Below are 12,369 nucleotides of genomic sequence, written 5' to 3'. Positions count from 1 at the left end.
AAGGTTGATGTTACTGATAACTCATCCAATCTTTAATCCAAAAAAACAGGCACAGAATGACTTCTGGCCTGTTTCTTGTCCCTGCGTACGCTGGAATTAACGTCCACCATTACGAAACCGCTGCGTGTATGCCTTCGCGTCTTGAACGGTCTTGACACGATTGCGACTCCACTCAAGCAGAATTCGATCGATATACCGAAAATGTACTTTGCCTGCAAAAACCGCTTCCTTCAGAGCCATTAGAATCAATTCCTCTTGATAACGGTCCTGATCCAACCAGCCGGATATCGTCTCGCACTCCATTGGAGAGAGCGGACGTCCAAATTCTTTTTCAAAGATGGAGAACATGTTCCGTTCTTCCTCTTCTTTTTGAACACTGTTCGAATCTTGACGTGCTGTATTTCTACTCTGCTGCTCCGCACGGAATGCGGCTACTTCTTCAGCAGTGCACGCTGCAAGCTTGGCATATAATCCATGTAAATCATATCGTTCGTACTGGATGTCCCGTTCTTCGTCACGGTGCTCGTCAATAGCAATATACCCATCCCTCATCAGACGTTGCAACATTCTGGCAATGCCTTCAGGTGCAAGTCCCATGCGCGCCGCAAGCTCTTCAAGCGTGGGAAACTCATTGAACTCTGCCTGACGGAACCCTAGCAGTTGAATCAGAAGAAGCACTTCTGCATCTGATAGGCCAAGCATGTGATAAAAACGTAACAAGGCATACGGCAGATGGGCTGTACCCGAAGTCATGCCATAAGCTGCTCCATCCAACCAAGCTTTGGATGTGGTGTCTTCCATAGACGCTCCTCGGTTAAGCATTAAGGGTACAGACGATAGAGCATACGTGGGAATGCGATTGTTTCACGTACATGATCCAATCCACAGATCCATGCTACCGTCCGCTCCAATCCCAGACCGAAACCGGAGTGAGGAACCGATCCGTATTTACGCAAATCCAGATACCATTGGTAAGCTTCATCCGAGAGATTGTGCTCCTCAAAACGTTGTTGCATCAATTCCGGATCATCGATACGCTGCGAACCGCCAATAATCTCTCCGTAGCCTTCTGGTGCAATCATATCAGCACAGAGAACAACTTCTGGACGATTTGGATCTGGTTTCATGTAGAACGCCTTGATTCCAGCAGGGTAATGCGTGATAAAGACAGGTGTATTGTACTTCTCAGCAATAGCTGTTTCGTGCGGTGCACCAAAGTCTTCTCCCCAAGGAATATCAAAGCCTTGTCCATGCAGGAATTCAATCGCTTCATCATACGTAATACGCGGGAATGGAGCTACGATTCCTTCGAGTTTGGATACGTCACGACCGATAGATTCCAGTTCTGCACGGCAGTTTTTAACCACGGATTGAACGACATGAGCGATAAATTTCTCTTGTACGCGCAGACTTTCCTCGTGATCTACAAATGCCATTTCCGGCTCAATCATCCAGAACTCAATCAAGTGGCGACGTGTTTTGGACTTCTCTGCGCGGAATGTTGGACCAAATGAATATACCTTACCCAGCGCCATGGCTGCGGCTTCCATATACAATTGACCACTTTGTGTCAGATAAGCATCTTCATCAAAGTATTTGATGTGGAACAGGTTCGTTGTTCCTTCCGCAGACGATGGTGTCAAAATCGGAGGATCAACTTGTGTGAATCCGTTACCATCAAAGAACTGCTGAACAGCGCGAATAATCTCTGCACGAATCACCATAACCGCACGTTGCTTCGTAGAACGGAGCCACAGATGACGATGGTCCATCAAGAAATCAACACCATGCTCTTTAGGCGTGATTGGATAGTTTTCAGTCAGATGAATGATTTCGACCCCAGTAACAGTCATCTCGTAACCGGACGCACTGCGAGGTTCTTCACGAATAATCCCTGTAACATACAAAGAACTTTCTTGTGTCAAGCTCTTGGCATTGTTCCAGATCTCTTCGCTAACTTCACTTTTTACAACAACCCCTTGAATATATCCGGTTCCATCACGCAACTGCAAAAACTGAATTTTGCCGCTGGAACGTTTGTTGTTAATCCAGGCACCGATCGTTACGGTCTCGCCCACATGCTCGTTCACATTACGAATTACACAATTCGTATCCATGCCATATCTCCCCTTGATTCCTGAAATTTGAAAATGCAGCGGACAGGCTGTTGCCTGTCCTCTGCACTTCCTTGCCATTCTATATTTACTTTACAGTTAGATTACTGAGAATTCAATACGATTCGATGCGTATCGCGAGCAATTACCAATTCTTCGTTTGTTGGCACAACGAGAACTTCCACTTTGGAATTCGCTGTTGTGATCCGGCGTGGTTCGCCAGAACGAATGGCATTCAACGCTTCATCCAGTTCAACACCCAGATAAGTGAGCTGCTCACATACTTTTTGGCGAAGTACAACAGAATTCTCACCTACACCAGCCGTAAAGACGATCACGTCTACACCGTTCATTGCAGCTGCATATGATCCGATGTATTTACGCAGACGGTATTCGTACATTTCAAAAGCAAGCGTGGAGTTGGCATCGCCATTCTCCATACCTTCCGTAATCTCACGCATGTCACTGCTGATTCCCGAGATCGCAAGCAATCCACTGTGTTTGTTCAACATGGAGTTCACTTCGCTTACGCTCAGTTCTTCCTTGTTCATTACATAAGGTACGATGGCTGGGTCAAGGTCACCCGAACGCGTTCCCATCATCAGTCCCTCTAGTGGAGTCATACCCATCGATGTATCAACGGATACGCCACCTTTAACTGCTGTTACACTACCACCGTTACCGATGTGACAAGTGATGATTTTCAGATCTTCCACTGGACGATCCAGATATTCAGCAGCTGCCTTGCTTACGAAATCATGGGAAGTACCATGTGCGCCGTAGCGACGCACTTTATATTTTTTGTAAAGTACACGCGGAATAGCATACAGATATGCTTTTTCCGGCATCGTCTGATGGAACGCTGTATCGAAGACCATTACCTGAGGCACACCTGGCATATTTAATTCAGCTGCACGAATACCCATCATTGCAGCAGGGTTATGAAGTGGAGCCAAGTCGAACAAACGACGAATTTCAGCTTTGGCAGCATCATCTACCAATGCAGATTCTTTAAATGCTTCACCACCGTGAACAACACGGTGTCCAACAGCTTGAATTTCACTTACAGAATCCAGTACACCATTTTCTTTATGAGTCAAAATATCAATGACTTTACGGATCGCTGTTGTATGCTCCAGAATCTCGCTAACTTCTGTAACATCCTCGCGGCCTGTCGGTTTGTGTGTCAGAATGGAGGAATCCATTCCGATCCGTTCCACCAAACCTTTAGCCAGTACAGATTCGTCAGTCATATTATACAGTTGATATTTGAGCGAGGAACTCCCCGCATTAATTACGAGTACTTTCACAGTCGGTCACCATCCTTGTCGTACTTGAAGAATCCTTCGCCTGTTTTGGCACCCAGGTGTCCTGCACGCACCATTTTCTTCAGGACTGTAGAAGGACGATATTTCAACTCTCCGAATTCACGGAACATTCTTTCGAGTGCAGCTTCAACAGAATCCAATCCAAAACGGTCAGCCATTTCGAGTGGTCCATGCTGGAAGTTGTATCCGATACGCATTGCATCATCGATATCTTCAGCAGATGCAACACCTTCTTGCAATACATGCAACGCTTCGTTAATCAGCAGGCAGATCAAGCGGGAAGTTACGAATCCAGGTGATTCATAGATCATGACTCCTTTTTTGTCTGCTACTTCTTCAACAAAACGTCTGGTTTCTTCGAATGTTGTATCCGAAGTTTTCAGTCCACGAATAATCTCTACAAGATCAACCCGGGATACCGGGTGAATAAAGTGCATACCAATAACACGCTCTGGGTATTTGGTCGAGCTTGCAAGCTCGGTCAAACTCAGCGTGGATGTATTACTTGCCAGAATGACATTGCTTGGACAAACTTGGTCCAGTTGGCTGAATACTGCTTTTTTCGCATCCAGATCCTCTGAAATCGTCTCAATGACCATGTCGCAAGTTCCAAGTTCAGCTAAATGAGCTACCTTGGTAATACGGGAAAGAATCAATTTCTTCTCCGCTTTTGTAATCGCCCATTTCTCCAGTTGTTTATCCAGATTGGTTTCGATCATGTCATATGCATGATCCAGCTTTTGTGTTGTATGCTCCACGAGAAGCACATCAAGTCCTTTGGCTGCGAGCATCTGGGAAATACCTTGCCCCATCGTACCGCCGCCGACAACTCCTATTTTTTTGAAAAACATGGTTCTACTCCATCCTTTCGGTTCTCTATTTCTCTATTGTACCCTGTTCGCCGAAAATTACAAATTTCGACCCAACATATAATAATATCTTAGCACGAGTGAAATGTAAAAAAAAATAACCAGCATAAATAAATTATGCTGGTAGAAGGGCACTGTCACGAAATTGACAACGAAATTGCTCGCCAGACAAAACTTCCTCACGAATCAAGATGTCGAGTGAATTGTCGAAAATTGTCCGTTGTTCTTCAAGTAACCGCTTTGTCTGTTCCATCAGTTCTTGCAGAATTAATTTATTCTCTCGCATCAGTTCCTCGGTTGTGACCATATCCATGTTCACAATCCCAAGTGAAGTCAATCCCGAAGCCATCATCGTCTGTACAACATTGGTTGCCTGATCAAAGTCATTGCGTGACCCAGTGGAACGTCCACCGTAGTACATTTCCTCCGCAGCGGCTCCTCCGAGTGCAATCATGATCTGCTCTTCCAGGAAACGCTTCGTATAGAGGAACTGTTCCTGTTGCGGGTTGTGACGTACATATCCCAGCGCCTGACCACGCGGACTAAGTGCCACCTGACTAACACTGCCTGGACGAACGAGTTCAGCCATAATGGCATGTCCCAATTCATGAATGGCGACCCTTTTCTTCTCTTCCACACTGGACTCACGGTCTGTCTTCTCACCCATCATGACTTTATCAATGGCCAGGGACAAGTGCCGTTGTTCAATGTGTAACAGCCCGTCCCGCATGGCGTATATTGCTGCTTCGTTCATAACACTTTCAAGCTGCGCACCGGAAAACCCATATGATTCCTCGGCTGTCTTCTCCAGATTAACTTCCTCCATCAGAGGTTTGTTCACAGCATGCAGTTCAAGAATGTGCTTTCTGCCCTTTTTGTCGGGCAAGTCCACTTGAATGTGACGGTCAAAACGTCCCGGACGTGTCAGGGCACTATCCAACATTTCTTTGCGGTTCGTTGCAGCTATAACCAGAATTCGAGGTGTCTCAGAAGAATAAATTCCATCCATCTCCGTCAAGAGCTGATTCAGAGTCTGATCATACTCGCGCTGTTGACCACCTTCACGTTTACCCCCGATGACATCAATCTCATCGATAAATATAATGGCATTTTCCTTATTTTCCTTGGTAGCACGGGTTCTCGCATCCTTGAATAAATCCCGAATTCTGCTGGCACCCACACCAACATACATTTCCACGAACTCACTACCCGATGCTGCTACAAATACAGAATCTGTGTAATGGGCAGCAGCCTTGGCCATCAACGTTTTCCCTGTCCCTGGAGGGCCTGTCAGCAAGATCCCTTTTAACGGACGAATTCCGAACTTCCGAATTTCTTCATGTTTGATGAGAAAGTCAAGTGCTTCACGCAATTCCTGCTTGGCACTGTCCTGACCTCCAATTTCTTCAAAAGTAAGCTTCGAAGGTCCTTTCTTCTTCCGTTTACGTTCCTGTGCAGCGCCTACTGTAATCCCGCCGCGCATTTGCATCATGAACAGCAGACCACCGACAACCGCCGCCGCAATAAGAATCGGAACAATATTAACACCAGTAAACGCAAGGAAAATAATCAACACAGGAAAAAATCCGATGGCAACTTCTTTTGTCCATTTAGGCATTAGGCCACACTCCTATCTGACCGGGCACACGCGGCAGAATAATAAACTTGCTGGCATCTCCGTCACTGAGACTGACATATACATTGTTGTCATCCATAGCTGTATTCACTTTAATCCCGTTCGTCGCCATCTTCGACAACGTTGGTGTAATCTCGGTGTACTGCTTGTTCTCCATCGCCTGGGCTACGGTAAACATGGCATCACCCCACCAGTTCTCAAGCGCCTCGTTGGAATGATCCACAACATCCAGCTTTAACGAGCGTGAACCAATCACCGTCTGTCCTTCTTTGTGAATATATTGTACCAGTCTGCCCAAATCAACATCCGGTTGCAGATCCAGTTTCAATTGTACGTCATTGCGGTTAATAGTTAATTGAACGTCATTGACTCCATCGTACTGGGTAACCATCTTTTCAATCGGATTCTGCACGGCCACCTGACGATATACAAACCAACCTCCAAACAACACAACGGCTGAAATGACGGCAGTTAAAGCAATAGGCAATACTTTTAGCTTCAAGTGAATTACCCCTCCCAGATTTTGGCCTAACCTACTGGCTTATTGGTATATACGAATATGTGCACATTGACTCCTGCGAGAATTTCGACAGGATTATTTGTTTTGAATGTAACTTTGAGTACATATCTGAGTATATCACATCGTATATACATTTTCGAAGGCGAAAATATGAATAAATTATTAATTTTAACTATTTAAATCAAAAATGTTTACAGACAACACAAAGAACCGGTTCAGTCGGATATCCGTCTGCCGGTTCTTTCATTTCTCTAATTCTCTAGTTATGTCACTCTATTTGTACTAGCTGTTCGGGAGTGTGTAGACCAGGTCCACCTGTTCTCCATTGCTAAAACGATAAAAGCGATAGTGGTTATGCGTACCGTCTTTATAATACACTTGCCACACATATATTCCATTCACAACTCCGGGCATGATTCGTTTAATCTCGCCGGCAGGAACTTCAGAACTGAAGCGAGTGCGGATCTGCGCTTCGGACATACCATTCTGCAGCAGCTCACTGTGTACAGCGTTTCCACCCTTAGCCGGTTGATTGTTTGCATCGAATTTAACCCAGACCATAACATCCTGGTTATCCTTATTTTTGCCGATCAGGGTCCAGTAGATGTTGTCAGAGCCTTCTTTGTCTCCCCAGATGTACTTGCGCAATTCATCATAGGATGTAATGCCCAGTTGCTTCTGTGCTGCCTGTATAGCGAGAGCTTCTTCCTTGCGCTGGTCCTGCGTGACATAGACGTAATAACGCTGAAGTCCAAACAGAATCAGAACCAGTGCAAGCAGCGAAATCCATATCCACTTCTTTTTTTTCTTCAAAAGCCGAACTTCCTTTCCCTATGATGCTCTGTCCTGCAATTAACGAGCAAGCAGACCATCAAATGCCAATTGAGACTCACGCAAAATGCGTTCTTCATCCAGCGTCAGACATTCGCCGTGTTTCACCACTTGTTTTCCATCCACCCATACGTGCTCAACATCTTTGGCAGAAGCCGAGTAGATCGTATGTGAGATCAGGTCTGTATGTGGATAGAAATGTGCCTGTTCAATGTCAAGAGCGATAAAATCAGCCTTCATGCCGACCTCAAGTGCTCCGGTATTGTTCAAGAAAATGGATTTGGCACCGTATGACGTTCCGAGGAGTAACGCTTCGCCTGCTGGCACAGCCGTCGGGTCACCAGATACACCTTTGTGGATCAATGCAGCCAGTCTCATTTCCTCGAACATATCCAGGTTGTTGTTGCTTGCCGGTCCGTCTGTTCCGAGTGACACGGTAACTCCTGCTTTCAGTAACGCAGGTACCCGCGCAACACCGGAAGCGAGTTTCAGGTTACTTCCCGGGTTATGGGATACAGCCACATCATGACGGGCCAAAATTTCAATCTCTTCGTCATTCAGATGCACCGCATGTGCAACCAGGGATGGACGAGAGAAAAAGCCCAGTTTCTCCAGATGTGCCACAGGACGCAGTCCATAATCAGCCACGTTCTGCTCCACTTCACGAAGCGTTTCAGACATATGTGTATGGAGAGGAAGGTTCAGGTCGTTCGCGACCTGTACAAGCTTCTCTATGTAGTCAGGAGGGCATGTATATGGAGCGTGTGGCGAGATTACGGTTGTAATGCGACCATCTGCCTGTCCATTCCACTCACGTGCAAACGCTGCCGACTCGTCCAGCTTCCGCAGTTGCTCTTCTTCCGAGCACAGCCCGATTACACCACGTGCCAGTGCTGCTCTAACGCCTGATTGCTCCACAACTTTGGCAACTTGATCCATGTGATCGTACATGTCCAGGAAAGCTGTAGTTCCGCCTTTCAACATTTCAAGCACCGATAGCGAAGTTCCCCAATATACGTCTTGTGAAGTCATTTTCGCTTCCATCGGCCACATTTTTTCCTGCAACCATACTTGCAACGCAAGATCGTCTCCGTGCCCTCTCAGCAACGACATTGCTGCATGACCATGCGTATTGATCAGACCCGGCAGGAAGAACAGTCCTTTTCCATCCACTTTGGTACAATTTTTGTCTCCATCCGGCAATGTCTCACCAATATGCACAATCTTGTCATCCTCAACAACCATGTATCCTTGAACCACGTTCCATGTTGTGCCGCCTTCATTAACGGCAAATTTGCCGTTGTGAATTACCCATCTATTTGTTGTCATCTTCCTCGTCGTCCTTTCCAGTCTCCAAGTAATAGGCCAAACTAAGCAGATCCGTTGTAAAGTCAGCATGGTGAATGCGGATATGCGGCGGTGTTTTTAGAATGGTTGGTGCAAAATTAAGAATCGCTTCGATTCCGGATTCAATAAGCTGATCGGCTACATTTTGGGCTTCCGTATCCGGAACCGTGATAATTCCGATGCGGATGTTTTCCGTTTTAACCGCTTCCGTCAATTCATTCATTGGTTTTACCGTCAAACTGTTAATTTGACTACCAATCTTCGGTCCATATGCATCAAATACAGCAACAATCTTCATGTTGTCTTTCAGATATGCGTTGTAGTTGGACAAGGCTTGACCGAGATTACCCGCTCCTACCAGAGCTACATTAATTTGCTGATCGATTTTGAGAATGTGACGAATTTTCTCGATCAAATAGGATACATCATACCCGATCCCTTTACGACCAAAATCACCGAAGTAAGCCAGGTCTTTACGAATTTGGGCCGGATTCAGATCCAGCCTCTGTCCAAGCTCTTGAGAAGAAACAGTAGCCACCTCACGCTGATGCAACTCGTTCAAATAACGCAAGTATACAGGCAGACGTCGTACCACTGCTTCCGAAATTTTATCCGATTTCATTCTTGCTCCCCCTTACCAAGGCCACGATAAAATAATAGATGAAAAGATGAGCATTCTGTATAAACTCAAAGATAAACATGACATTTTATACAGAATGCTCCTTGTAATTTAGGTTATAAGTTCTTACGTGCAACTGCTTTAATCGGATACGGAAATATCTAATAAAGTTTAACGCCAAACGATAGTGTCATGCAATGATATAACGAACAAAACAACCATTATTCTTGTTCATTAACAGGTTTTTCCAACCACTCGGTAATTCGTGGAACCATCTGCTCCGTGAGCATGTGCTCCATTTTGGGACCAGGTAAAGAATATAAAAAGAATTTACCATAGTACGCTTCAATCACCCGTGTATCATAAACAATGACAATTCCTCTGTCCTTCGCTGTACGCACCAACCGGCCAAATCCCTGCTTGAAACGAATGACCGCTTGCGGCACGGACAGTTTCATGAACGGATTTTTCTTCTGTTCCTGAAGCAGCTCACTCTTGGCTTCCACCAACGGATGATTCGGTGGCTGGAAAGGCAGTCGCACAATAGCGAGACAGGTTAGCGCCTCTCCCGGGATATCTACACCCTCCCAGAAGCTGCTTGTACCCAGAAGTACCGTAGCTTTGGCATCTTGGAACCTGCGAGTCAATTTGGAACGACTTCCACTGTCAACGCCTTGCCCAAGCAACGAGATGTCGTTACCAGATAGCGCCTCCTTCAGCGGATCATAGACCTGTCGCAACATCTTGTATGAAGTAAACAGAACCATCATGCGTCCACGCGTGGCAATTGCCGTCTCTGCAAGTGATTGCACCAGCATATTGACAAAGTGCGCATCACCCACACTTCCCTTCACACTCGGGAAATCACGCGGAATCACCAGAAGTGCCTGATCGCGATAGTTGAAAGGTGATGGCAGCATCGACGTTAACAACCGATTATTCTCGGAAGCTTCCTGCAAGCCAAGCTGTTCAATCATGAACTGGAATGACTTATCTACCGAAAGCGTAGCCGATGTAAGCACAACACTTTTCTTTTTATCAAAAAATAAATCCTTAAGTTGTGCACTGACATCTACAGGTACAGCATACAGCTGAAGAGATTTGCTGCGGAATTGACCGCTGGCTTCCATCCAGTACACCGTTTTGGCATCATCCATACGCATGAAGAAACGTAGATTCTCCTTCAATGTGGTCAGATCTTTCAGCAGTCCTGTAATGTCCGTAATCAGACTATCCGATTGATAATCGTCCTGATCCTCTTTCACCTCAAGCAGCAATTTGTCCCCTTTGCGAACCAAATCCCCCAGAGTCACATAGATCTGGTTCTCCAGATCCTGCAACTCCTGCCATTTCGCAGGTTTCTGAGATGCTTTCAGACGCAGGGAAAATTGCCCCGTCTCTCCCGGTGAAGCATCACTTCGTTCAGGCAACAGACCGAACAAGGCATCGCTCATACGATCCCACAGCTCCTTAACTTCAAGAGCGAGCGGGAACATCTGATCCACCATGGAGCCCCATTGCACCGAATTTTCATGCCCGGATAACTGCGAACGAAGCATAGGCAGCTGACCATTACGACTGTCTTTAAACAGGCGGGTCAGTGTATGAACCAAGGTGAAATATTTCATATGCATTCCAAGATGTTTTCCAGCGACATCCTCCAGATGATGTGCCTCATCGATCACAAGACTCTCATAGGCTGGCAGCAGCTGATGCGCGGCTTTCACATCCGTAAATAATTTGGAGTGATTGGTGATTACGATATCTGACAACCCGGCCTCATGTTTGGCACGATGGTAGAAACATTTGCGGAACCATGGACATGATCTTCCCAGACAAGACTCAGATTCGCTCTGTACCGTCTCCCAGAAGTCCCCTCCGCGTCCGCTAAGGTTAAGTTCCTCATCATCTCCGGTTTCGGTCTGCGTAAGCCAGACAATCATCTGAGCAGCTGTGAAATAATCCTCTTTGGGTGTAGCGAATTCACGTTTATTGATTTTGTGTTCAAATTTGCGCAGGCACAGGTAATGTCCACGTCCTTTGAATACAGCAGCCTTAAACGGGAACGGAACCACTTGAGTCAGCATCGGAATGTCCCGCTCTCTCAATTGCTCCTGCAGGTTGATTGTATGCGTGCTGACCATAACTTTCTGTTCTTGCTTCACACTTTCGTAAATAGCAGGCAAGAGATAACCCAGAGATTTACCAGTGCCTGTTCCTGCTTCGATCAAGAGATGTTTCTCTTCATCAAGGGCTTGCCTTACACTGCTGAACATCTGAGTCTGCGCTTCACGCTCTTCGTAATGATCAAGCGTATCCTTCAGGTTCTCCCGAACCTGGTCCATAAACTGTTCGAAGCTTACACCATCGAGGGGGTTAGCCTCCCGCTCATCGCGTGGTGCACCTATATCAGTCCAATCACTTACATTAAGAGCAAGCTGACGATAATAGGTATGTCCGTCCAGATCCTGAATCGGCTCTGCTTCCTTCTCACTGCGCATTCCATCCAAGAACCAGCCCAAGTCACTGTCTTCTGGTGCAAACAGGTCACTGAGGCGCTGAATCGTTATGAGCGGTAATTCCTTTAACTCATCCAGACACTTGAGCAGCACATAGGCTGTCGCCAGTGCATCACTGTCTGCCTGGTGAGGGCGATCATGTTGAAATCCAAATTCGGAAGACACATAACCAAGTTGATAAGAACCCAGTGATGGGAATGTAATCTTCAGAAAATCAATCGTGTCCAGAATGCGGCCAGTGAACGGCAAATAACCGCAACGGTCAAGAGCATTCTGCAAAAAGTGAAAATCAAAAGCGACGTTGTGTCCAACAAGCACCACATCATTAAGCAGCGGAACCATCTCCATCATCATCTCTTCGAGTGAAGGAGCGTCCGCCACATCTTCATCGGTAATACCCGTCAACCCCGAAATAAACGGGGGAATCGGTACACCAGGGTTCACATAAGAACTATATATTTGAGTTATGCTGTAGTCATGATCTATGATGGCAAGTCCGGCCTGTATAATCTCACCGTCGGACTGCGTGCCGGTTGTTTCGAAATCCAATACGGCAAATTTCATTGCAATGTACGGTCCCTTCCAT

General features: G+C 46.2%; 10 protein-coding genes. All 10 read right to left on the bottom strand.

Translation table 11 applies throughout. From position 1 onward, the window contains the following. Positions 1-96: 96 nt before the first annotated feature. Complete coding sequence (locus QF049_RS03720; RefSeq protein ID WP_307534880.1) at positions 97-801, bottom strand: DnaD domain-containing protein; 705 nt, start codon at positions 799-801, stop codon at positions 97-99. 20 nt (positions 802-821) lie between these two features. Next, complete coding sequence (gene asnS / locus QF049_RS03715) at positions 822-2,117, bottom strand: asparagine--tRNA ligase (RefSeq protein WP_091017987.1); 1,296 nt, start codon at positions 2,115-2,117, stop codon at positions 822-824. 101 nt (positions 2,118-2,218) lie between these two features. After that, positions 2,219-3,424, bottom strand: coding sequence for an acetate/propionate family kinase (locus QF049_RS03710; RefSeq protein WP_124116234.1), 1,206 nt, complete (start codon positions 3,422-3,424; stop codon positions 2,219-2,221). Beyond that, positions 3,421-4,293 carry a 3-hydroxyacyl-CoA dehydrogenase family protein gene (locus QF049_RS03705; protein ID WP_017687750.1) on the bottom strand — a complete coding sequence of 291 codons (873 nt, stop codon included), beginning with the start codon at positions 4,291-4,293 and terminating at the stop codon, positions 3,421-3,423. Before QF049_RS03705 ends, QF049_RS03710 begins: the two co-directional genes overlap by 4 nt. 133 nt (positions 4,294-4,426) lie before the next feature. Beyond that, positions 4,427-5,929, bottom strand: a complete 1,503-nt coding sequence (locus QF049_RS03700; protein ID WP_124116233.1) for an AAA family ATPase — start codon at positions 5,927-5,929, stop codon at positions 4,427-4,429. Then, positions 5,922-6,449, bottom strand: a complete 528-nt coding sequence (locus QF049_RS03695) for a hypothetical protein (RefSeq protein WP_091017992.1) — start codon at positions 6,447-6,449, stop codon at positions 5,922-5,924. Before QF049_RS03695 ends, QF049_RS03700 begins: the two co-directional genes overlap by 8 nt. Before the next feature lie 300 nt (positions 6,450-6,749). Further along, the gene (locus tag QF049_RS03690; protein ID WP_307534874.1) at positions 6,750-7,280 is read right to left on the bottom strand and encodes a cell wall elongation regulator TseB-like domain-containing protein; all 531 of its coding nucleotides are present in this window, start codon (positions 7,278-7,280) and stop codon (positions 6,750-6,752) included. Positions 7,281-7,319: 39 nt separating this feature from the next. After that, positions 7,320-8,627 carry an amidohydrolase gene (locus tag QF049_RS03685; RefSeq protein ID WP_307534872.1) on the bottom strand — a complete coding sequence of 436 codons (1,308 nt, stop codon included), beginning with the start codon at positions 8,625-8,627 and terminating at the stop codon, positions 7,320-7,322. Continuing rightward, entirely contained in the window at positions 8,614-9,267 is a 654-nt protein-coding gene (locus tag QF049_RS03680) for a redox-sensing transcriptional repressor Rex (protein ID WP_036607616.1), read from the bottom strand. Before QF049_RS03680 ends, QF049_RS03685 begins: the two co-directional genes overlap by 14 nt. A gap of 218 nt (positions 9,268-9,485) precedes the next feature. Beyond that, positions 9,486-12,347 carry an ATP-dependent DNA helicase DinG gene (gene dinG / locus QF049_RS03675; RefSeq protein WP_091017997.1) on the bottom strand — a complete coding sequence of 954 codons (2,862 nt, stop codon included), beginning with the start codon at positions 12,345-12,347 and terminating at the stop codon, positions 9,486-9,488. Between the last annotated feature and the right edge of the window lie 22 nt (positions 12,348-12,369).

Origin of the sequence: Paenibacillus sp. W4I10 (assembly GCF_030816325.1) — a bacterium.
Lineage (GTDB): Bacteria > Bacillota > Bacilli > Paenibacillales > Paenibacillaceae > Paenibacillus > Paenibacillus amylolyticus_B.
Note: the sequence above shows the minus strand (reverse complement) of the source record. Positions and strands in the feature narration are given on the sequence as shown.

Coding starts and splice junctions, on each gene's coding strand:
- QF049_RS03720 (WP_307534880.1), bottom strand. CDS start 801: ATGGAAGACACCACATCCAAAGCTTGGTTGGATGGAGCAGCTTATGGC.
- asnS (WP_091017987.1), bottom strand. CDS start 2,117: ATGGATACGAATTGTGTAATTCGTAATGTGAACGAGCATGTGGGCGAG.
- QF049_RS03705 (WP_017687750.1), bottom strand. CDS start 4,293: ATGTTTTTCAAAAAAATAGGAGTTGTCGGCGGCGGTACGATGGGGCAA.
- QF049_RS03700 (WP_124116233.1), bottom strand. CDS start 5,929: ATGCCTAAATGGACAAAAGAAGTTGCCATCGGATTTTTTCCTGTGTTG.
- QF049_RS03685 (WP_307534872.1), bottom strand. CDS start 8,627: ATGACAACAAATAGATGGGTAATTCACAACGGCAAATTTGCCGTTAAT.
- QF049_RS03680 (WP_036607616.1), bottom strand. CDS start 9,267: ATGAAATCGGATAAAATTTCGGAAGCAGTGGTACGACGTCTGCCTGTA.
- dinG (WP_091017997.1), bottom strand. CDS start 12,347: ATGAAATTTGCCGTATTGGATTTCGAAACAACCGGCACGCAGTCCGAC.